Origin of the sequence: Paracoccus sp. Ld10 (assembly GCF_045064235.1) — a bacterium.
In the GTDB taxonomy this organism is placed as follows: domain Bacteria; phylum Pseudomonadota; class Alphaproteobacteria; order Rhodobacterales; family Rhodobacteraceae; genus Paracoccus.
Genome location: NZ_JBISHD010000023.1, coordinates 158,475 through 179,394 on the forward strand (window position 1 = coordinate 158,475; position 20,920 = coordinate 179,394).

Here is a 20,920-nt window from a genome sequence, read left to right on the forward strand (position 1 = left end):
AGGACCATGGTGCCGCAGAAGGGACTCGAACCCCCGACCCCATCATTACGAATGATGTGCTCTACCAGCTGAGCTACTGCGGCGTCTGGTCATGGCGCGCGGATAGCACCTTCGCGCCATGACGAAAAGGGGTCAGCTGCGAAAAATGCGGATCATCCGCTTATCGCCCCGTACCGGGCTTTGTCCAACCGGCATCATCCGTTGGTTCGACATCGGGCCGTACCATGATCGGCTCTGCCACCGTGGCTGTCGGCTGTGGCTGCTCTGGTTCGGACACGGGCTGGGCCGTGGGGTCCTGGGGCGGCATGTCGGGGCCCTGAACCACAGCCGGCTCGGGCGTGGTCACCGTCGAGGACGGCGCATCCACAACGCGATAATCGCTTTCCCGTGGGACCATTCCGGGGGTCACTGTGGGCTGTTCGATCCTGCGCAGGGTGGGGTTGCCCTCGGGCTCTGCAGGTCCGGGCGGATGGGGCTGGACCGGCTCGCTCAGGTCGGGGACGTCGTCAGCGGGCTTTGGCGCACCGACCAGCAACGGCAGCATTTCGGCGCCAGTGGCGGATGTGGTCCTATGCCGGGTTTCCGGCTCTCTCCACGTCAGAGTGTCGAAACCACCGCAACTGTCGCAGACCGGCGACCAGGCTTGCATGACGTTGTGACATTTGTCGCAACACCACTGCGGCCCCCGCGATGCCGACAGAGCACGCGTCAACCAACCGCGCACGACGCTGTCATCTGCGCCCTCGCCGCGTTCGACGGCAGCCATGATGGACAGCGTCCGCACCGTCGGATGCTTTTCCGCCAGATCGCCCAAGGCGCGGCGCGCATTTGGAAAGTCCTCGGCAGCCAGCAGCAGTTCGGCCTTGAGCAGGCGGGTTTCCTCGTGATCGACGTTCTTCTTGATCAGCGCATCGAACCGGCGCAGACGCGCCGCCGGCGTTTCGTCCGGAACGATCTCGGCATAGGCCGCGGCGATGTCGGGGTGCGGGCGCACCGACCAGGTTTTCTCCAGAATGCGCGAGGCGTTCCGGTAATCCTTTTGCGCGACATAACTGCGCGCAGCCAGCACCGCAGCAGGGACCAGGTCAGGCGACGCCTTGGCAGCCGATATCGCCGCCTCGCGCGCGCTGATAGAGCTGCCGTGGGCCAGAACGTCGCTGGCCTCCTGCAGGGCCAGAACGGCGTCGCGGCGCAGCGCGACGTCCTTGGGCAGGTCGCCCTGCGTCCGCTTGTCCTTGAGCGTCTGACGGGCGCCCTTCCAATCACGTTCGCGCGTTTGCAGATCCAGCAACGTGTCCTGAACCTCCTTGTGACGCGGCTTGAGGGCATAGGCCTTTTGCGCCAACAACAACGCCTTGCCGGTGTCGCCCTCGGCCAACTTCTGCCGCATCAGGCCGCGGATGCCGACGAACCGGGTACGGTCATCGTCCAGCAGCGTCCGGTATATGCCAATGGCACGGCCTGTGTCGCCCGACGTCTCTGCCGCTTGTGCGGCCAGCAGGTTGGTCAGGTGCGGCTGATTAAGATATTTCGCGGCCTTTGCGGCTTTGTCCTGCGCAAGCTTGCCCTCTCCGGACGCGACGGCCAGCATGCCCTCGCCAAAGGCGGCATACCCCTTGCGCTCGCGCGAGCGCGCAAAGTGGCGATTGATGGCGGTCTCGTCGCCGACCAGAAACCGCAGAACGGCCAGCGCAAGACCCAACAGCTTGAAGATCAGCCAGGCCGCGATCATCAGCACGAACAACGCCATCAGCGCCTTGAGCGGCGACAGGGCATATTCCATGCCGCCATATTCCACACGCAGCACCTGCCCGGTTTCGGACAGCTGAACCGCCCCCAGGGCCAGAGCCAGCACGACGGCGAAAAAGAACAGGATTTTCAGCAGAGACAACAGCATCGGGCGGCCCTCAGTTCGTGCCCGAGGACAGGTCGGACAATGCCGCCCGTGCCTGGGAATAGACGGTTGCGCGGGACAGCCAGTCGGCCATGGCGGGAGCTGCCGTGGCGGGTTCCGGCAGGGTCTGCATCTGCGTCAGCGCGTCGTCGATCCGACCCGCCTGAACATCGGCATCGGCGCGCGACAGGACCGCATCGGGGTCGTCGCCATCGCGCGGTTCCACCGACCGGGCGCCGGTCTGGGCACGCAGAAAATTGGTCACCAGGTTCCCCTCGCCGCTGGCGCTGGTATCGCGCAGGCTGGCACGAAGCGCCGCACGGGCGGCCTCGGGGAAATCGGTCTGCAACTGGGACAGGCTGGGAACCTCGGCCTGCAGGGCCGCAGGAGTCTCCAGACCCGCGCCCTCCAAAGCCTCGCGTGCCTGATCAGGCGTCACACCGGCATCCAGCGCGGTCTGCAGCGCGGCAATGGCAGCCACCGCCTCGGCGCGGCGGGTGCCTTCGGATGCGGCGGTCTGCAACTCTTCGGCTTGGGCGCGGGCTTCGTCCAGGCTGGACCTTGCCTCGGCAGCGGTCGTCTCGATCTGCTGCTGCAGGGCGATCGCAGCTTCTGGGTCAAATGTCGGGCGGGCTGCCAGTTCGTCCAGCCGGGCCTGCTGCTCGTTCAGGCGATCGCGCAGCGCCGTGATCTCATCTGCGCCAATGACGGGGGGTTCGGCAGGGGCATCAGCCTGCGGGACATCTGTTTCGGCATCCGCGGGCTGTTCAAAAGAGGCGATGCGGTCCTCAAGCGCCTCTATCCGGGGCACCAGATCGTCAGGCATCCCGACAGCGGCAGGGGCGTCCGCAATCGCCTGTTCGGCGGCCTCGCGTCCGGCCTGTGATGCGGCGTCGATCATCGCCTGATCGTCGCCTTGCTGCGCCACCGGCCCGGCGGGCAACCACCCTGCGGGCAGATGCGGCAGCGCATAGATCGTCGCGCCAGCGCCCAGCCCCGCTGCAACCACGCCGCCAAGGACGACGGGCCAGAATCCCGTCTTGCGCACGGGTGCTGCGGCCTTTGCGGGTGCCGGTCGCGGCGTCGCGCTTTCGGTCACGGTCTGATCGGGCTTCTGGCCAAAGGGGCTTTCGTTTGGCGCCGCCTTGGCACGGTCGCCGGGTTTGGGCTTTTTGTCCGCCGCAGGCATGGGATCGCTGCCATCACCGACAAGGACTGATGATGCAGGACGAACCTCTCCGGGCTGCCCTGCCTGCGCGGGTTTGCCTGCACCGACAGCGGTGTGGTCGACCACACCCACATGCGCGGGGATCTTGCGAATCTCGGGTCCGGTTTTGCTGGCGGTGGATTTGTCCCCGCTGGTGCTGTCTTTCGGTGTCTTCACGTCCCTGTCCCCGTCTTGTGCCCTTGTGTGTGCCCGTCGCGCGACACATGCGCCGATGGCAGCCTAATCATCACGGGCTGAACGCTCAACCCGCCCATCTCAGCTTTGTTCCGCCGCAAGCATCGCGCGGATTGCCGCATCCATCGCCCGCCCCGAGGGCTGGTCCGCGACCGCCCGGCGCGCGGCGGGCGCGGTCCACGCCTCTGCCGCAGCATCGCTGATCGCCACCAGCCACAAGGGCGCACGCGCGCCTGCCGCCATGCCCGCCAGCAGTCGGGCGGATCGCGGCGAATAGACCGGCACCACGACCGGCCGCGCACCCATCAGCGCCGCACGCGCGCGCGCCGTCAGGGGCTGGGGGCGCTGGTCATAGACCACGACCCCCGGCACGGCCAGCCGCTGCGCCAGGTGCCGCCCGTGCGGATGGACCAGCGGCACCGGGCTGGACGCGATCAGGGGCGACAGGCTGTCGGCCGTGCCCGCCCCCTGCGTCACTGCGAATCCAGCGTCGCGCGCCACCTGGGCGGTACGGCCGCCGACGCAGATGGCGGGACGCCCCTGCCCCGGCCCCGCCGCCGCCACCGCATGGGCAGATGTGAAAACCAGCCCCGGCGCGCGCGCCAGCGCCGCGCCGTCATGGTCCACCGGCACGATCCGCAGGATCGGCGCGACGATCACATCCGCCCCGATCCGCGCGGCGGTGCGTTCCGAATCGTCGCCCGGGCGGGTCATCAGCAGGATCGGGCGGGGTGCGGGCGGCATTGGCATCCTGTCGGGCGGGTGTTACGCCCCTTTGGGTACGCGTCCCCCCTCATCCGGGCAAGAGCCATGACCGAGACGATCTTTCTGGGCATCGAGAGCAGCTGCGACGACACCGCCGCCGCCGTGGTCACCGGCGACCGGCGCATCCTGTCCAGCGTGGTCAGCGCGCAGGCCGACCTGCATGCAGATTTCGGCGGCGTCGTGCCGGAAATCGCCGCCCGCGCCCATGCCGAGCGGCTGGATCTGGTCGTCGAACAGGCGCTGCGCGAGGCGGGTCTGGGCCTTGATGCGCTGACGGGCATCGCGGTCACCGCCGGGCCGGGGCTGATCGGCGGCGTCATGGCGGGCGTCATGTGCGCCAAGGGTATCGCCGCGGGCACCGGCCTGCCGCTGGTGGGGGTGAACCACCTGGCGGGGCACGCGCTGACGCCGCGGCTGACCGACGGGATCGACTATCCCTATCTGATGCTGCTGGTGTCAGGCGGGCATTGCCAGTTCCTGCGCGTGGACGGGCCAGACGCCTTTACCCGCCTTGGCGGCACCATTGATGACGCGCCCGGAGAGGCCTTCGACAAGGTCGCCAAGCTGCTGGCCCTGCCCCAGCCCGGCGGCCCGCATGTCGAATTGCAGGCGGCGGACGGCGATGCCCATCGCATTCCGCTGCCACGCCCGCTGCTGGACCGCCCCGGCTGTGACATGAGCTTTTCGGGGCTCAAGACCGCGGTGCTGCGCGCGCGCGACACGCTGATCGCGGATCAGGGCGGCCTGCGCGCCGCGGACCGGCGCGACCTGTGCGCGGCGTTTCAGGCGGCCGTGGCCGACGTATTGGCAGAGAAATCACGCCGCGCGCTGGCGCTGTCGCCGGTGCCGGTGCTGGCAGTGGCGGGGGGCGTGGCCGCCAACGGCCCGATCCGCGCGGCGCTGGAACAGGTTGCGGCGCGGGCGGGCGCACGGTTCCTGGCACCGCCCCTGCGTCTGTGCACCGACAACGGCGCGATGATCGCGTGGGCCGGGATCGAACGGTTCCGCATGGGCCATCGCGATGACATGACGCTGTCGGCGCGCCCGCGCTGGCCGTTGGATCAGGGCGCTGCGCCGATGCTGGGCAGCGGCAAGCGGGGGGCCAAGGCATGATCGGCATTCTGGGCGCGGGCGCATTCGGCACCGCCCTGGCGGTGGCGCTGACCGCCAACGGGCCAGTGACCCTGTGGGGCCGTCACATCGACTGGCGCGGCGAAAACCCGCGCCTGCCCGGCGTTGCCATTCACGATGCGGTAACCGTGACGCAGGATCTGGAGGCCGCACTGGCCTGTGACACGATCCTGCTGGCGCTGCCCGCGCAGGCCCTGGGCGGGTTTCTGGCCGATCACGGCGCACGTCTGGCGGGCAAGGCATTGGTCAGCACCGCCAAGGGCATCGACCTGCAGCATCTGACCGGACCCTCGGCACTGATCGCGCAGGCCGCGCCCGATGCGGTGGTCGCGGTGCTGACGGGTCCGTCATTCGCCGCCGACATCGCGCGCGGGCTGCCCACGGCGCTGACGCTGGCCTGTGCGGACGGGGCGGCCGCGCAGGCGCTGCAGGACCGACTGTCGACGCCGGTCCTGCGGCTGTACCGCACCACCGACGTGACCGGCGCAGAACTGGGCGGCGCGCTGAAGAACGTGATCGCCATTGCCGCGGGCACGGTGATCGGCGCGGGTCTGGGCGACAGTGCGCGCGCCGCAATCATCACCCGCGGCTTTGCCGAGATGACGCGGCTGGCGATCCATCTGGGCGCGCGTCCGGAAACGCTGACCGGGCTGTCGGGTCTGGGAGACCTGACGTTGACCTGCACATCCGCCGGGTCGCGCAATTTCCGCTTTGGCTGCGCGATCGGATCGGGGTCGGTCTGGGACAGCGCCACCACCGTCGAAGGCGCCGCCACCGCCCGCGCGCTGGCCCGCATGGCGGCACGCGACGGGCTGGACCTGCCCATCGCCGCGATGGTCGCCCGGCTTGCCGAAGGCGGCGTTTCGGTGGAAAAGGCCATGGACCATCTGCTGAGCCGACCCCTGAAGGAGGAATGATGCCCCTGTTCGCCGTAATCTGCCGGGACAAGCCCGGCGCGCTGCAAGTCCGCCTGGACACCCGCGACGCCCATCTGACCCACCTGCGCGACAGCGGCATCGTGGCCATGGCCGGCCCGCTGATCGAGGACGGCCAGATGTGCGGATCGCTGATCGTGCTGGACACAGACGACCTGGCCGCCGCACAGGCCTGGGCTGCGGCCGATCCCTACAAGGCGGCGGGGCTGTTCGCATCCGTCGAGGTGATCGCCTGGAACAAGGTCATCGGCTGATGGCGCATTGGCTGTTCAAATCCGAACCCGATGTGTTTGGCTGGGACAACCTTGTCGCCAAGGGCGATGCGGGCGAACAATGGGACGGGGTGCGCAATTATCAGGCACGCAACAACATGCGCGCCATGCAGGTGGGCGAACAGGGCCTGTTCTACCATTCCAACATCGGCAAGGAGGCCGTGGGCATCGTCGAGGTGATCGCCCTGGCCCATCCCGACACCACCGCGCCCGACCCGAAATGGGAATGCGTGGACATCCGCGCAGTGCGCAAGCTGCCCCGCGCGATCAGCCTGGACGAGGCCAAGGCCGAACCCCGCCTGCGCGACATGGTGCTGGTCAACAATTCGCGCCTGTCGGTCCAGCCGGTCAGCGACGCGGAATGGGCGGTGATCCTGGAACTATCGGGCGATCAGGGCTGACGGTTGCGGCCCGCGACCGGCCTGCCAAGGCACCGGGCCGCGGCCCCGTCGCGGGCAAACACCGTCCCCGCATGGTTCCGGGCCTCTGCCCTCAGGGGGATCCTGAAAGACGTCGCGGGGCGGGTGACACATGCCGAACGCGTCCAGTTTTACGCGTTTACGCTTCAATCCGGGGCGGTCGCGCGCTAGGGTCGGGGCCGTTCCGATCCCCCGCACATTCCCTTGGAGGTACCATGTCCCAACGTCTGCACCTTGTCTTTGGAGGAGAGCTGGTCGACCCGTCCAGCACCAAGTTCCGCGACCCCTCGCAGATCCACATGGTCGGCATCTTTCCCGATTACGACAGCGCCTTTGCCGCCTGGAAATCAGAGGCGCAGCGGACCGTGGACAGCGCGCATACCCGCTATTTCATCGCCCACCTGCATCGCCTGCGCGATGAGGAACGCGCCGTCAGCGCGACCGAGGAACTGGGCGACTGATGTCGACGGCGGGGTCCGGGCTGGGCCAACTGGGGCTGTGGCTGCATCTGCGCGGCCGCCGCGGTGACGGTCCCGCCCTGCCCGCCATCCCCGCCGGTCCGGGTCCCGCGCTGGTGATCCACACCAGTGAGAGCGCGTCGCGCGCCGAGCCCCAGATCCTGGCCAGCCTGTCGCGCGCCCGCCCCGGCCTGCGCCTGATCCGGCTGTCGGCGCAGGGGTCCGATGATCCGGGCGACGACCCGGTTCTGGTGTCGCAGGTGCTGGACCGGGGGCGGCCCCGCGCGATTCTGGTGTTGGGCACCGACCTGCCACCGGCGCTGATCGCCGCCGCCTCAGCGCGCCACATCCCGGTGATTCTGGCCGAATTCCGTTTGGAAGGGGCAGACCTTGGCTGGGGCCTGCGGACGCGCATGCGCCGCCAGCTGCTGTCACAGATCGGGGCGGTCATGGTCAGCGACGCGACCAGCCTTGATCTGGCACGGCGCATGGGCCTGCGTCCGGGCGACCTGTCGATGACCGGCCCGGTATCGGAAATCCGCGAGCCACTGCGCTGTTCGGAAACCGAACGCGCGTCGATGGCCCAACAGATGAACGGGCGCCATGCCTGGTTCGCTGCCAGCCTGCCCCAGGCAGAGGAACAGGCGATCCTGTCGGCGCATCAGGCCGCGTTGCGCCGGTCCCACCGCGCTCTGCTGATCATCGCGCCGAATGATCCGGCGCGCATCGACGGGCTGGCCCGCGACATCGAATCCTGCGGCCTGACCGTCGCCCGCCGCAGCGAGGACGAGGATTTCGGCGACGAGATCCAGGTCCTGTTGACCGACGGCCCGACCGAGATGGGGCTGTGGTACCGGCTGGCCCCCGTCAGCTTCATGGGCGGCACCCTGTCCGGAGAGGCAGGCGCCATGCGCCATCCGTTCGAACCCGCGGCCCTGGGATCGGCCATCGTGCACGGGCCGCAGGCGGGGCCCCACGCGACCGAATGGCAACAGCTGGCCGGTGCGCATGCCGCGCGTCTGGTTCGGACCGACGACGATCTGGCCCAGGCCGTGACCGAACTGACCCAACCCGAAACCATCGCCACGCTGGCCAGCAATGCCTGGATGGTCAGCACCGGCGGCGCCGATGTCGCGATCCGCATCGCCGACCGGGTGATCGCCGCTCTGGACCCTGCCGAAAGTCCCGCCCCATGACCCGCGCCCCTGCCTTTTGGTTCCGCACTCCGCCCACGGCGACGGCCCGTCTGCTGATGCCCCTGGGGGCGGCCTATGCCCGCGCCACCGCCCGCCGTCTGGCCCAAGGCGCACGCGCGCGGGTCGGCGTGCCGGTGATCTGCGTGGGCAACCTGAACGCGGGCGGCACCGGCAAGACGCCCACGGTGATCCACCTGCAGATGGCGCTGGCCGCGCGCGGGGTGGCGGCGCATGTCGTCTCCCGTGGGTATGGCGGGTCGGCCACCGGGCCGCTGCGCGTGGACGAACGGCATCACGATGCCGCCCTGACCGGGGACGAGCCGCTGTTGATGGCCGCCTTCGGCCCGGTCTGGGTGGCGGGCGACCGCAAGGCGGGCGCGCGCGCGGCGGTGGCCGACGGCGCGCAGGCGATCATTCTGGACGACGGGTTTCAGGATCCGGCGCTGGCCCATGACCTGGGCATCGTCGTGGTGGACGCGGCCAAGGGGTTCGGCAATGGGCTGTGCATCCCGGCCGGTCCGCTGCGCGAGCCGGTGACGACCGGGCTGGCCCGGGCCGACCTGCTGGTGTCCATCGGGACGGACGCGGCGCAGGCGGGCTTTGCCGCACCGCCCGGCGCGCCCGTGCATCTGCGCGGGCGGTTGGCACCGTTGCAGATGGGGTTCGACTGGCGCGGCCACCGTGTGCTGGCATTCGCGGGCATCGGTCACCCCGAGAAATTCTTCGCCACCCTGGCGGGCCTTGGTGCGGACATCGTCCGGGCCGAGGGGCTGGACGACCATCAGCCCTTTACTCCCGCCCTGCTGACCCGGCTGGAGACAGAGGCCCGCATGGTCGGCGCCCAGCTGGTCACCACCGAAAAGGACGCGGCCCGCCTGCCCCGTCATTTCCGCCCCAAGGTGATGGCGCTGCCCGTGCGGCTGGCCCTGTCCGACGACGCGCCGCTGACCGCCGCGCTGGACCGGCTGTTTGAAATCGCGCCTGCGATGCCGATATAAGGGCGAACGATGCCCGAAAGGATCACCATGTCGCCCACTGCCAAGAGCCGGTTGAGTTTCTACCTGCTGCTGCTGCTGACGCTGTACGCGGCCATGGCCGGCGCGGGCTGAGGGGGCATCATGTCGCAACGTTTCGGCGGGCGCTTTTCGCCCGACACGCAGCCGGGAACACGTCCGGGCGCCGTCCTGCCCCCCACCCCTCGCCACCCGCACGAAGGGCGGCCGAAATGGATCACCCTGGCGGCGACGCCCTTTCTGCTGGGTGCGTTCTTTCAGGGGGCCACGGGAATGGTCACCGACCTTGCGGCATTCGGACTTGTTGCCAGCGGCATGGTCCTGACGCGCGAGGGGCTGGTCGCCCAGGCGACCTTTGCCGCACGCCGCGTGGCCAAGCGTCCCGCCATTCCGCGCAAGCTGTTCGGCGGTGTGCTGGCCGGGATCGGTCTGGGTCTGGGGGCCGCCGAACCGGGGGTCTGGGCCGAGGCCGGGCTGATCGGCATGGCCGGTCTGGCCCTGCACCAGCTGTCCTTTGGCCTTGACCCGTGGCGCGACAAGACCGCCGCTGGCGTCGACAGTTTCCAGCAGGATCGCGCACAGCGCATGATCGACGAGGCCGAGGGCCATCTGGACCAGATGCGCGACGCCATCGCCCGCAGCGGCGACAGGCGGCTGGTCGCGCGGGTCGCGATGTTCGACGCATCCGTGCGGCACCTGTTCGACCGGGTGCGCGACAATCCCGCCGGGCTGGCCTCGGCGCGGCGCTATTTGGGCGTCTATCTGATGGGCGCGCGCGATGCGACGATGCGCTTTGCGGACCTGTATGCGCTGACGCAGGACCAGAAGGCGCGGCGTGACTATGAGGTGTTTCTGGACGATCTGGAAAAGGATTTCGTGGCGCGTGCCGACCGGCTGCTGGACGGCGACCGCGATGCGCTGGACATTGAGATGTCCGTCCTGCGCGACCGTCTGGCCCGAGAGGGTCTGACCGGTGCCGCGACCCGTGTCGATCCCGCCGAACGCCCCGCCCTGCAAAGCGCCGAGGCGCAGACGCTGGACGACCTGCTGCGCATGCCGGATCACGGGCAAAAGGTTCCGCGCGACTGATGCCCCGCTTTGCCCTGCAGATTGAATATGACGGCGCGCCTTTTGCCGGCTGGCAGGCGCAGGCCGATCAGCCAAGCGTCCAGGGCGCGATAGAGACCGCACTGTCGCGGCTGGATCCCGGCTTTGCCACCCGCCGCATCGCCGCCGCAGGGCGCACCGATGCGGGCGTCCACGCCACCGGACAGGTGGCCCATGCGGATCTGGACCGCGATTGGGACCCGTTCCGTCTGTCCGAGGCGCTCAACTGGCATCTGAAGCCCGCGCCCGTGGCGATCCTGCAGGCGGCACGCGTGCCGGACGATTTCCACGCCCGGTTCTCGGCCATGGAACGGCGCTATCTGTTCCGGCTGGTGGCGCGGCGCGCGCCGCTGACGCATGGGCGCGGACAGGTCTGGCAGGTGCTGAACCCGCTGGACGTGGATGCAATGCGGGCGGGTGCGGCGCATCTGGTCGGCCATCACGACTTTACCACGTTCCGGTCGTCGATCTGTCAGGGGAAAAGCCCGGTGAAATCGCTGGACGAGATCAGGATAGAGGTCGCGGACATCCCGCAGGGCCGCGAATACCGGTTCCACCTGCGCGCGCGGTCGTTCCTGCACAATCAGGTGCGGTCCATCGTCGGCACGCTGGAACGGGTGGGCGCGGGGTCGTGGGCGCCCGAACGGGTCGGGCAGGCGCTGGCGGCGCGCGACCGGGCGGCCTGCGGGCCGGTCTGTCCGCCGCAGGGCCTGTACCTGACCGGGGTGGGTTACCCCTGCGATCCCTTTGAAGGGCCGATCGGCAGATAGATCCGGCCGCGGCGGCGGCGGCGCGGGCGTTCGTCGCGGCGCGAAATCACGATCTTGAGCGTGTTCCACAGGATCCACAGGTCCAGCCGCAGGCTGCGATGGCGCTGATAGATCAGGTCGATCTTCAGCTTGGCCGGCAGGCAGCGGCGGTAATAGGCCGTCTCGGTCGCCTGGGCCGACTTGCAGCGGGCCAGGATCCGGTCTTCGTGGCGGTGATAGATCAGCGTGGCAAGGCCGGTGACGCCGGGCCGCGAATGCAGCACCTGGGCATAGACGGCGGGAAAGCGTTCGACATACTCGCGCAGCGGCGGGCGGGGTCCGACAAAGCTCATGTCGCCCCGCAGGATGTTGAACAGCTGCGGCAGCTCGTCGATGCGCGACCGGCGCAGGAAACGCCCCATGGGCGTGATGCGCCAGGCCTTGTGCGCGCCGGTGGCGCCAAAGTCGTGCTCTTCGCACAGCATGGTGCGGAATTTCCATTGCGTGAAGGGCTGGTTCGGGGCGCGCATGCGGTGCGCGGCATACAGGATCGGGCGCCCTTGCAGCAGCAACAGCAACGCCGCGACCGTCAGCATCACCACAGACAACGGCACCAGCAGGATCAGCACCAGGATCACATCGAACGCGCGTTTGGACAAAGGCATGGGATTGACGCCGGGAGCCCGCGCCTCGCCAATGAACCATGCCATGCGGGGCGCGCTCAGCGGCCCCAGATGCGCGGCATCGGCCTTTTCCCAATCATGGTGGATCGTCACGACACCGTCCGCATTGCACATTTCACGCCAGTCAACCTCGTTGCGGTTAGCATGACATGCAAGGATTGGAAACGGGGGTGGCGCTTTCCTGCGCACTGACTTGCGCGGGCATGGCAGTTAAGCCACTGTCATCGCGACAAAGGCGGGAGGGCCGACAGTACGATGCGGAAATTTCTGGTCCTTCTGGACGACAGCAGGGAGTGCCTGAACGCGATGCGCTTTGCCGCGATGCGTGCGGCCAAGTCCCAGGGCGCGGCTGTGGTGATCCTGTCGGTCATCCCCGCCGAGGAGATCCAGCACGGATTTGGGGTGGCCGACGTGATGCGTGCCGAAGCGCGCGAGCGGATCGAGGCGCATTTCGAGGTCTTTGCAAAGTGGATGCGGTCGCGTCCGGGCGTCGAGCCGGAGCTGGTCATCCGCGAGGGGGACACCGCCGAGGAACTGTTGGCGCAGATCACCGAAGACGGAGAGATCGGCGTCGTCGTTCTGGGCCTGGCCTCTGACAAGAGCAGCGCCAACCCCGTGCTGACGCGGCTGATGCGCGATCCGACCGCCCTGCCCTGCGCAATATCGCTGGTCCCGGGCGATCTGTCCAAGGAGCGGCTGGAGGCGATCACCTAAGGGCCCCTGCGGCTTGACCCAAGCGCCCCGGATCGCCATATCGGGATCAAAGGAGCGCCCCCATGTTCATCCAGACCGAGACGACGCCGAACCCCGCGACGCTAAAATTCCTGCCCGGAGAGACGGTGCTGGGCAGCGGCACGGCCGATTTTCCCTCGCCGGATACCGGTGCCGCATCGCCTCTGGCGCGGCGGATCTTTGCGGTTGACGGCGTGACCGGCGTGTTCCTGGGCCGCGATTTCGTGACCGTGACCAAGGCCGACGCGATGCCGTGGGATCACCTGAAGCCGTCGGTTCTGGGCGCGATCATGGAGCATTTTCAGTCGGGCGCCCCGGCGATCGAGGGTGCGGCGGCCGATACCGGCGGCCATGTCGCCCACGAGGCAGGCCCCGATGCCGAGATCGTCGTGCAGATCAAGGAGCTGCTGGACACGCGCGTCCGTCCCGCGGTTGCGCAGGATGGCGGCGACATCACATTTCACGGCTTTGACCGGGGCATCGTCTATCTGCACATGCAGGGTGCCTGCGCCGGTTGCCCGTCATCCACGCTGACGCTGAAGATGGGGATCGAGAACCTGCTGCGCCATTACATTCCCGAGGTGGTCGAGGTCAGGCCCGTTGCCTGACCGGATCACCCCCAACTCAGTGGTTCTGGGGTTCGACACATCGGCCGCGCATTGCGCGGCCGCTTTGCTGCGCGGGGATACGGTGCTGGCGGCGGCGCACGAGGACATGACCAAGGGTCAGGCCGAACGGTTGATGCCGATGCTGGAGGAGCTGTTGGCGGGTGCGGGCCTGAGCTGGCGCGACCTTGACGTGATCGGGGTCGGCACGGGGCCGGGCAATTTCACCGGCATCCGTATGGCGGTCGCGGCGGCGCGCGGACTGGCATTGTCCCTAGGCATCCCCGCAATCGGGGTGGAGGCGCCGGAAGCGCTGGCCTGTGGGCTGGCGCGGCCCTGTCGTGTGGTGATCGCGGGGCGGGGCGACATGGTCACCTGGCAGGACTTTGCCGAGAGAGAGAAAGAGGGCCGGCCGCAGCAAGCTGCGACCGGCGCGCTGCCGCCCGGCCCTGCGCCGGCTGTGCCGGCGGTGGGGATCGCCGAGGGGGTGGCGCGACTGGCAGCAGACCGCGCCCATCTGCCGCAACCGCGGCCCGCGCCTGTCTATCTGCGCCCCGCCGATGCGGCGCCTGGGCGGGGCGCGCCGCCGGTGATCCTGGCGTGACGCCGAACGATCTGGCGGCGCTGCACGCGCGTTGTTTTCGCAACCCGCGTCCTTGGTCGGCCGACGAATTCACGGGCCTTTTGACATCATCCGGGACGTTCCTGCTGGAGGCACCACAGGGCTTTCTGATGGGGCGTGCCATTGCCGGCGAGGCTGAGTTGCTGACCGTGGCCGTGGCCCCGGAGGCGCGGCAGGCCGGAACCGGGCGCGCGCTGGTTGCCGCATTCGCGGGCAGGGCCGCGTCGATGGGGGCAGAGGACGCCTTTCTGGAGGTCGCGCATGACAACCTTGCGGCACGCGCCCTGTATTCGGCTACGGGATGGCTGGAATCAGGCGTCAGGCGGCGATATTACGGGCCTGCGACGGATGCGATCGTGATGCGTCTGACGCTGCGTGCGACCCAAGAAGGCGGTTGACCGGCCCCATGCGATGCGCCCTAATCGTGCGATCAGCGGGCCCGTTGAATCGCCCGCGAAAAACAGGATGAGGTTCCTATATGTCCCTGACGAAATCGCTTTTGGCTGGTGCGGCCATGACTGGTCTGACGGCCGGTGTCGCGCTGGCGGATCCGGCGCTGATCTATGATCTGGGCGGCAAGTTCGACAAGTCGTTCAACGAGGCGGCCTTTGGCGGTGCGCAGCGTTGGGTCGAGGAGACCGGCGGCACCTATCGCGAGCTGGAGATGCAGTCCGAGGCACAGCGCGAACAGGCCCTGCGCCGTCTGGCCGAAAGCGGTTCGAACCCCATCGTGATGACCGGCTTTGCCTTTGGCGACGTGCTGACCAAGGTCGCGGGCGATTACCCGGACACGCAATTCGCCATCATCGACATGGTCGTCGAGGCACCGAACGTGCAATCGGTCGTCTTTACCGAGGAACAGGGCAGCTATCTGGCCGGTGTCATGGCCGGAATGGCGTCCGAATCCGGGACCGTCGGGTTCATCGGCGGCATGGATATCCCGTTGATCCGCAAGTTCGAATGCGGCTTTGCCCAAGGGTTCAAGTCGGTGCAGCCCGAAGGGTCGCTGGTCAGCAACTATACCGGCACGACGCCCGCGGCGTGGAACGACCCCGTCAAGGGCGGCGAACTGGCCCGTGCACAGAAATCGCAGGGTGCGGACGTGATCTATGCCGCCGCGGGCGGTACCGGCATCGGTGTGCTGCAGGCAGCCGCCGACGAGGGTATCCTGGCCATCGGCGTGGACAGCAACCAGAACGCGCTGCACCCGGGGCAGATCCTGACCTCGATGGTCAAGCGCGTCGACAACGCGGTCTTTGACGCCTTTACCGCAGGCGCGGACCTGGAGCCGGGCGTCAAGGTCATGGACCTGGCCGCAGGCGGCGTGGATGTCGCGGTCGACGACAGCAATGCCGAACTGGTCAACGCCGAGATGCAGGCCGCCGTGGACGAGGCCAAGGCGGGCATCGCCTCGGGCGAGGTTGCCGTGCACGACTTCATGACCGACAACGCCTGCCCGGCGTCGTAATGACCACAGCGGGCGACATGCTGGGGGGGCGGTCGGACACGGCCGCCCCCGCTGCCATCGAGCTGCGCGGCATCTCGAAGGCGTTCGGGGCCGTGCAGGCGAACCGCGACATCAACCTGGCCGTGCCCAAGGGCACGATCCACGGTATCATCGGAGAGAACGGCGCCGGGAAATCGACGCTGATGTCGATCCTGTACGGTTTCTACAAGCCTGATCAGGGGCAGATTCTGGTGGACGGCACGCCCATCGCCATCAGCGACAGCCAGACCGCGATCCGCGCAGGTATCGGCATGGTGTTCCAGCACTTCAAGCTGGTGCAGAATTTCACCGTGCTGGAAAACATCATTCTGGGGGTCGAAGACGGCGCCCTGCTGCGCCCGTCCCTGTCCAAGGCCCGTGGCGCGATGAAGCGTCTGGCCGCCGAATACCAGCTGAACGTGGACCCCGACGAGGTGGTGGAAAACCTTTCCGTCGGTCACCAGCAACGGGTCGAGATCCTCAAGGCGCTGTACCGGCAGGCCGACATCCTGATCCTGGACGAGCCCACAGGCGTTCTGACGCCTGCCGAGGCGGACCACCTGTTCCGCATTCTGAAAGGCCTGCGCGACGAGGGAAAGACGATCATCCTGATCACCCACAAGCTGCGCGAGATCATGGAGATCACCGACAACGTCAGCGTCATGCGCCGCGGAGAGATGGTCGCCTCGGTCAGGACCGAGGAAACCAGCCCCGAACAGCTGGCCGAGCTGATGGTCGGCCGCAAGGTCCTGTTGAACGTGGACAAGCAACCGGCGCGGCCACAGGCCCCGGTCCTTGAGGTGCGCGGTCTGACCATGGTCGATATCGAGGGCGTGGAGCGCCTGCGCGGCATCGACCTGGACATCCGCGCGGGAGAGATCCTGGGCATCGCGGGCGTGTCCGGCAACGGACAGACCCAGCTGTTGGAGATTTTGGGCGGATACCCCGAAAAGGGTGCCCGCGTCGGCGGTACCGTTCGCATGAACGATGCGGCCCTGCCCCTGTCGGGGTCGGGATGCGACGCGGGCCAGCGCCGCCGCGACGGCGTGGGCCACATCCCCGAGGACCGCCAGGTCGAGGGGCTGATCATGGATTTCACCGCGTGGGAGAACGTGGCCTTTGGCTGGCAGGACGCACCCGAGTTCAGCAAGGGCTGGCTGATGGACAATGACGCCATCCGCCGCGACGCCCAGGCCAAGATGGAGCGATTCGACGTGCGCCCGCGCGACTGCCACTTGGCGGCGCGCAATTTCTCGGGCGGCAACCAGCAAAAGATCGTCGTCGCCCGCGAGATCGAGCGCAACCCCGACCTGCTGCTGATCGGACAGCCGACGCGCGGCGTGGACATCGGCGCGATCGAGTTCATCCACCAGCAGATCGTGGCCCTGCGCGATGCGGGCAAGGCGATCCTGCTGGTCAGCGTCGAGCTGGACGAGATCCTGGCCCTGTCCGATCGCATCGCCGTCATGTTCGACGGGCGCATCATGGGCGAACGCCTGCCCGGACAGACGACCACGGGCGAACTGGGCCTGCTGATGGCGGGCATCACCGATACGGGGCACGTCCCCGACGAGGCGGGCATTCCGCCGGAAACTGCCCTGCCGGGCCAGACGCAGGGGGCGCGTTGATGGACAAGATGCCGAAATGGGCGGACGTCATCCTGACGCCGCTGATCTCTCTGGTGCTGGCGATGGGCATTTCCGCGCTGGTGATCCTGGCCATCGGGGAAAGCCCGTGGATGGCGCTGACCACGATGGTCCAGGGCGCGCTTGGCTCCAGCTATGGCTGGGGCTTTACGTTGTATTACGCGACCAATTTCATCTTTACCGGGCTGGCGGTGATGGTCGCCTATCACGCGGCCCTGTTCAACATCGGCGGCGAGGGTCAGGCGGCGATGGGTGGCCTGGGGGTCGCGCTGGTGCTGCTGTTCCTGCCGCTGCCGCATTGGGCGATCGCGCTGCCGGTGGCGATGCTGGGCGCGGCGGCATTCGGTGCGGCCTGGGCGTTCGTTCCCGCGATCCTGCAGGCGAAACGCGGCAGCCACATCGTGATCACGACGATCATGTTCAACTTCATCGCGGCGGCCACGCTGAACTATGTGCTGGTGAACCAGTTGCGTCCCACGGGCAGCATGGACCCGGCATCGGCCCGGTTCCCCGAGGCCACGAACCTGCCTGCGCTGACAGACATCGCAGCAGGGATGGGTTTCGAATGGGGGCGCAACACGCCGGCCAACGTGACCTTTCTGGTGGCGCTGGCGGCGTGCTTTCTGATCTGGGTGCTGATCTGGCGCACGCGGTTGGGCTATCAGATCCGCGCCTTTGGCAAATCCGAACCGGGCGCGGTCTATGCGGGCATCAACCCGGTGCGCATCACGGTCATCGCCATGCTGATCTCGGGCGCGCTGGCCGGGATGATGGCGATCAACAACGTCATGGGCGAGTCCGAACGCCTGGTCCTGAACGCGGTCGAGGGTGCGGGCTTCATCGGCATCGCGGTCGCCCTGATGGGCCGCAATCACCCCCTGGGCGTCCTGCTGGCGGCGCTGCTGTTCGGGTTCCTGTATCAGGGCGGAGGAGAGCTGGCCCTGTGGACCACCATTCCGCGTGAACTGATCATCGTCATTCAGGCTCTGGTCATCCTGTTCACGGGTGCGCTGGACAACATGGTCCGCATGCCGCTGGAACGGCTGTTCCTGACCATGCGGCGGACCGGTCGGGGGGCGGTGAAATGAACATCCGGGAATCGCTGATCGCGATCATCGTGCTGGCCATCTGCGTGACCTGGGCGTTTGCCGACGGCGCCGCCGCCCAGCAGGGCATCGGCAGCGCGCTGCGCCTGATGACGCCGCTGTTGCTGGCCTGCCTGGCGGGGCTGTATTCCGAACGCGCCGGCGTCTTTGACATCGGGCTGGAGGGCAAGATGCTGATGGCGGCGTTCACCGCCGCATCCGTCGCCTATCTGACCGGCAGCGCGTGGCTGGGCCTGGCCGCGGGCATTGCCGGATCGCTGTCGCTGTCGCTGATCCATGGGCTGGCCTCGATCACCTTCATGGGCAATCAGCTGATTTCCGGCGTGGCGATCAACTTTCTGGCCTCGGGGCTGACGGTGCTGATCGGGCAGAACGCGTTCGGTCTGGGCGGGCGCACGCCGGCGCTGACCGGCGCGGGGCGGTTCAGCCCGATCACCCTGCCGGGTGCCGAGGCCGTGCGCGAGGTGCCCGTGCTGGGCCCGATCTATTCCGGGCTGATCTCGGGTCAGACGATCCTGGTCTATGTCGCCTTCGCGCTGGTGCCGATCACGTGGTGGGTGCTGTACCGCACGCGGTTCGGGTTGCGCCTGCGCGCGGTGGGGGAAAATCCCGCATCGGTGGACACGGCGGGCGTGTCGGTGACCCGGCTGCGCTATACCGCGGTCGCCATTGCCGGGGTGCTGTGCGGCATCGCCGGGGCCTATCTGGCGACCGGCCTGTCGGCGGGCTTTGTCAAGGAAATGACTGCCGGGCGCGGCTTCATCGCGCTGGCGGCGCTGATCTTTGCCAAATGGCGGCCGTGGCAGGCGCTGTTCGCGACCTTCCTGTTCGGTCTGCTGGAGGCGATCGCGAACCTGTACCCCGATCTGGACCTGGGCATCATCACGGTGCCGTCGATGTTCATGAACGCCCTGCCCTATATCCTGACGGTGGTGATTCTGGCGGGCTTTGTCGGCCGCGCCATCCCGCCCCGCGCCGGAGGAGAGCCCTATGTCAAAGAGCGCTGAACTTGCCGCCCTGATCCGCGACCGTGCGGGTCCACAGGCCCCCGAATACGGGCTGATCCTGGGGTCCGGGCTGGGCCATCTGTCGGCATGCGTCGACGGCGTGGCGATTCCCTATGATGACCTGCCGGGCTTTCCGCATGCGGGCGTCTCGGGTCATGTGCCACAACTGGTCATCGGCCAGTTGGAGGGGGTGCGCGTCGCCGTGTTCGGCGGGCGGTCGCATTACTATGAATCGGGGCGGGCGGACGCGATGCGTCTGCCGTTGGAGGTTCTGAAGGCCCTAGGGTGCGAAAAGCTGATCCTGACCAATGCCGCCGGGTCGCTGCGCCCCGACATTCCGACCGGCGGGCTGATGCTGCTGAACGACCACATCGCGTTCGCCGGCACCAACCCCCTGATCGGAGAGGCGACGGATGCGCGGTTCGTGCCGATGACCGACGCCCATGACACCGCCATGCGCGAGGCCCTGGTGGCCGCCGCAGAGGCCGAAGGGGTGGATCTGCCACAGGGCGTCTATTGTTGGTTTTCCGGCCCCAGCTTTGAGACCCCCGCCGAGATCCGCGCCGCGCGCACGCTTGGCGCGGATGCGGTGGGGATGTCGACCGTGCCGGAAATCATCCTGGCACGGTTCCTGGGCCTCCGGGCGGCGGCCATATCGGTGATCACCAACATGGGGGCCGGGCTGTCCGACGAATCGATCAGCCACGACCATACCAAGGCGATGGCCCCCCTGGGGGCGGCCAAGCTGGAAACGGTGCTGCGCCGTTTCCTGCGGGGTCAGGCCAGGTAGCGGGCGAACCAGTCCAGCGTTCGCTGCCACGCAAGTTCCGCGGCCTCGGGGTCGTAACGGGGCGTGGAATCGTTGTGGAACCCGTGGTTGGTGCCCGGATAGACATGCGCCTCATAGGTCTTGCCGGCCTCCTTCAGCGCTGCCTCATAGGCGGGCCAGGTGGCGTTGACGTTCTCGTCGATCTCGGCGAACTGAAACAGCAGCGGAACCTCGATCTTGGGGGCGTCCGCCACGGGGGCCTGTCGGCCATAGAATGGCACCGACGCGCCCAGTTCCGGATAGGCCACAGCCAGCGCGTTGCACACACCCCCGCCATAGCAAAAGCCCACCGCGCCTACCTTGCCGGTCGCCTGGTCATGCGCCATCAGGTGTTCGGCCCCGGCAAAGAAATCGTTCATCAGCTTGGTCGGATCGACCTCTGCCTGCAGGACGCGACCTTCCTCGTCATTGCCGGGATAGCCGCCCCTGGAGGTCAGCCCGTCGGGCGCCATCGCCAGATAGCCCGCCTTGGCCAGCCGCCGCGCGACATCCTCGATATAGGGGTTCAGGCCACGGTTCTCGTGGATCACCAGCACGGCGGGCCACGGCCCATCGCCTGCCGGGGTCACCTGATAGGCGCGCACGTCGCCATGCCCCTCGGGCGAGGGATAGGTCACGTATTCCGCCAGAATTTCGGGGTCGGTGAAACTGACCTGCTGGGCCAGCGCATAGTTCGGGCGCAGCATGTTCAACAGCGCCATCGCGGTCACGCCACCCACCGCGAACTTGCCAGCGCGATCCAGGAACTGCCGCTTGGTGATGCGGCCATGGGCGTAAAAGTCGTACAGCTCCAACAGCTCTTGCGGGAAATCCTTGGCACTCATTCGGGTCATTGCATTCTCCTGACATCGGGTCGCGGACAG

23 protein-coding genes and 1 tRNA gene are annotated in these 20,920 nt (G+C 68.0%); 18 read left to right on the forward strand and 6 right to left on the reverse strand.

The window, feature by feature from the left end; translation table 11 throughout:
- Positions 1 to 7: 7 nt before the first annotated feature.
- From ACJJVR_RS06070 to ACJJVR_RS06085, 4 genes are all read right to left on the reverse strand, one after another.
- Positions 8 to 83, reverse strand: a tRNA-Thr gene (locus ACJJVR_RS06070).
- A gap of 77 nt (positions 84 to 160) precedes the next feature.
- Positions 161 to 1,897: a heme biosynthesis HemY N-terminal domain-containing protein gene (locus tag ACJJVR_RS06075; protein WP_405403021.1), complete on the reverse strand. Its 1,737-nt coding sequence runs from the start codon at positions 1,895 to 1,897 to the stop codon at positions 161 to 163.
- Between the two features lie 10 nt (positions 1,898 to 1,907).
- Positions 1,908 to 3,278: a hypothetical protein gene (locus ACJJVR_RS06080; RefSeq protein ID WP_405403023.1), complete on the reverse strand. Its 1,371-nt coding sequence runs from the start codon at positions 3,276 to 3,278 to the stop codon at positions 1,908 to 1,910.
- A gap of 99 nt (positions 3,279 to 3,377) precedes the next feature.
- Entirely contained in the window at positions 3,378 to 4,040 is a 663-nt protein-coding gene (locus ACJJVR_RS06085; protein WP_405403025.1) for a uroporphyrinogen-III synthase, read from the reverse strand.
- A 66-nt stretch (positions 4,041 to 4,106) separates the two neighbouring features.
- On the opposite strand from ACJJVR_RS06085, the gene tsaD reads away from it, so the two are divergent.
- From tsaD to truA, 9 genes are all read left to right on the forward strand, one after another.
- Positions 4,107 to 5,174 carry a tRNA (adenosine(37)-N6)-threonylcarbamoyltransferase complex transferase subunit TsaD gene (tsaD, locus tag ACJJVR_RS06090; protein WP_405403027.1) on the forward strand — a complete coding sequence of 356 codons (1,068 nt, stop codon included), beginning with the start codon at positions 4,107 to 4,109 and terminating at the stop codon, positions 5,172 to 5,174.
- Complete coding sequence (locus ACJJVR_RS06095; protein WP_405403029.1) at positions 5,171 to 6,109, forward strand: NAD(P)H-dependent glycerol-3-phosphate dehydrogenase; 939 nt, start codon at positions 5,171 to 5,173, stop codon at positions 6,107 to 6,109. Before tsaD ends, ACJJVR_RS06095 begins: the two co-directional genes overlap by 4 nt.
- Positions 6,109 to 6,381, forward strand: coding sequence for a YciI family protein (locus tag ACJJVR_RS06100; RefSeq protein WP_405403554.1), 273 nt, complete (start codon positions 6,109 to 6,111; stop codon positions 6,379 to 6,381). Before ACJJVR_RS06095 ends, ACJJVR_RS06100 begins: the two co-directional genes overlap by 1 nt.
- Complete coding sequence (locus tag ACJJVR_RS06105) at positions 6,381 to 6,800, forward strand: EVE domain-containing protein (RefSeq protein WP_405403031.1); 420 nt, start codon at positions 6,381 to 6,383, stop codon at positions 6,798 to 6,800. The genes ACJJVR_RS06100 and ACJJVR_RS06105 overlap by 1 nt, the downstream gene beginning before the upstream one ends.
- Before the next feature lie 233 nt (positions 6,801 to 7,033).
- Positions 7,034 to 7,279 (forward strand): DUF4170 domain-containing protein, encoded by a 246-nt coding sequence (locus tag ACJJVR_RS06110; RefSeq protein ID WP_045983303.1) that lies wholly within the window; start codon positions 7,034 to 7,036, stop codon positions 7,277 to 7,279.
- Positions 7,279 to 8,472 (forward strand): 3-deoxy-D-manno-octulosonic acid transferase, encoded by a 1,194-nt coding sequence (locus ACJJVR_RS06115; RefSeq protein WP_405403033.1) that lies wholly within the window; start codon positions 7,279 to 7,281, stop codon positions 8,470 to 8,472. The genes ACJJVR_RS06110 and ACJJVR_RS06115 overlap by 1 nt, the downstream gene beginning before the upstream one ends.
- A complete protein-coding gene (gene lpxK / locus ACJJVR_RS06120; protein ID WP_405403034.1) occupies positions 8,469 to 9,470 on the forward strand; it encodes a tetraacyldisaccharide 4'-kinase in 1,002 nt (333 codons plus the stop codon). Before ACJJVR_RS06115 ends, lpxK begins: the two co-directional genes overlap by 4 nt.
- 120 nt (positions 9,471 to 9,590) lie before the next feature.
- Complete coding sequence (locus ACJJVR_RS06125) at positions 9,591 to 10,574, forward strand: 5-bromo-4-chloroindolyl phosphate hydrolysis family protein (RefSeq protein ID WP_405403036.1); 984 nt, start codon at positions 9,591 to 9,593, stop codon at positions 10,572 to 10,574.
- Entirely contained in the window at positions 10,574 to 11,362 is a 789-nt protein-coding gene (gene truA, locus ACJJVR_RS06130; protein ID WP_405403038.1) for a tRNA pseudouridine(38-40) synthase TruA, read from the forward strand. The genes ACJJVR_RS06125 and truA overlap by 1 nt, the downstream gene beginning before the upstream one ends.
- On the opposite strand, the gene ACJJVR_RS06135 is transcribed toward truA, so the two are convergent.
- Positions 11,323 to 12,117 (reverse strand): sugar transferase, encoded by a 795-nt coding sequence (locus ACJJVR_RS06135; protein WP_405403040.1) that lies wholly within the window; start codon positions 12,115 to 12,117, stop codon positions 11,323 to 11,325. The genes truA and ACJJVR_RS06135 overlap by 40 nt on opposite strands.
- A 162-nt stretch (positions 12,118 to 12,279) precedes the next feature.
- Between ACJJVR_RS06135 and ACJJVR_RS06140 the strand changes: the two genes are divergently transcribed.
- From ACJJVR_RS06140 to ACJJVR_RS06180, 9 genes are all read left to right on the forward strand, one after another.
- Positions 12,280 to 12,738: a universal stress protein gene (locus ACJJVR_RS06140; protein ID WP_405403042.1), complete on the forward strand. Its 459-nt coding sequence runs from the start codon at positions 12,280 to 12,282 to the stop codon at positions 12,736 to 12,738.
- A gap of 62 nt (positions 12,739 to 12,800) precedes the next feature.
- Positions 12,801 to 13,364 carry a NifU family protein gene (locus ACJJVR_RS06145; protein WP_405403044.1) on the forward strand — a complete coding sequence of 188 codons (564 nt, stop codon included), beginning with the start codon at positions 12,801 to 12,803 and terminating at the stop codon, positions 13,362 to 13,364.
- The gene (gene tsaB / locus ACJJVR_RS06150; protein WP_405403046.1) at positions 13,357 to 13,965 is read left to right on the forward strand and encodes a tRNA (adenosine(37)-N6)-threonylcarbamoyltransferase complex dimerization subunit type 1 TsaB; all 609 of its coding nucleotides are present in this window, start codon (positions 13,357 to 13,359) and stop codon (positions 13,963 to 13,965) included. The genes ACJJVR_RS06145 and tsaB overlap by 8 nt, the downstream gene beginning before the upstream one ends.
- Complete coding sequence (locus ACJJVR_RS06155; protein WP_405403047.1) at positions 13,962 to 14,381, forward strand: GNAT family N-acetyltransferase; 420 nt, start codon at positions 13,962 to 13,964, stop codon at positions 14,379 to 14,381. Before tsaB ends, ACJJVR_RS06155 begins: the two co-directional genes overlap by 4 nt.
- Positions 14,382 to 14,461: 80 nt before the next feature.
- Positions 14,462 to 15,451, forward strand: coding sequence for a BMP family protein (locus ACJJVR_RS06160; RefSeq protein ID WP_405403049.1), 990 nt, complete (start codon positions 14,462 to 14,464; stop codon positions 15,449 to 15,451).
- Entirely contained in the window at positions 15,451 to 17,097 is a 1,647-nt protein-coding gene (locus tag ACJJVR_RS06165) for an ABC transporter ATP-binding protein (RefSeq protein ID WP_405403051.1), read from the forward strand. Before ACJJVR_RS06160 ends, ACJJVR_RS06165 begins: the two co-directional genes overlap by 1 nt.
- A complete protein-coding gene (locus ACJJVR_RS06170) occupies positions 17,097 to 18,203 on the forward strand; it encodes an ABC transporter permease (RefSeq protein ID WP_405403052.1) in 1,107 nt (368 codons plus the stop codon). Before ACJJVR_RS06165 ends, ACJJVR_RS06170 begins: the two co-directional genes overlap by 1 nt.
- Positions 18,200 to 19,228 (forward strand): ABC transporter permease, encoded by a 1,029-nt coding sequence (locus tag ACJJVR_RS06175; RefSeq protein WP_405403053.1) that lies wholly within the window; start codon positions 18,200 to 18,202, stop codon positions 19,226 to 19,228. The genes ACJJVR_RS06170 and ACJJVR_RS06175 overlap by 4 nt, the downstream gene beginning before the upstream one ends.
- On the forward strand, positions 19,212 to 20,018 hold the full coding sequence (locus ACJJVR_RS06180) for a purine-nucleoside phosphorylase (protein ID WP_405403056.1): 807 nt from the start codon (positions 19,212 to 19,214) through the stop codon (positions 20,016 to 20,018). Before ACJJVR_RS06175 ends, ACJJVR_RS06180 begins: the two co-directional genes overlap by 17 nt.
- Here the strand turns inward: ACJJVR_RS06180 and yghX are convergent.
- On the reverse strand, positions 20,006 to 20,890 hold the full coding sequence (gene yghX, locus ACJJVR_RS06185) for a YghX family hydrolase (RefSeq protein ID WP_405403057.1): 885 nt from the start codon (positions 20,888 to 20,890) through the stop codon (positions 20,006 to 20,008). The two genes, ACJJVR_RS06180 and yghX, sit on opposite strands and share 13 nt — an antisense overlap.
- Between the last annotated feature and the right edge of the window lie 30 nt (positions 20,891 to 20,920).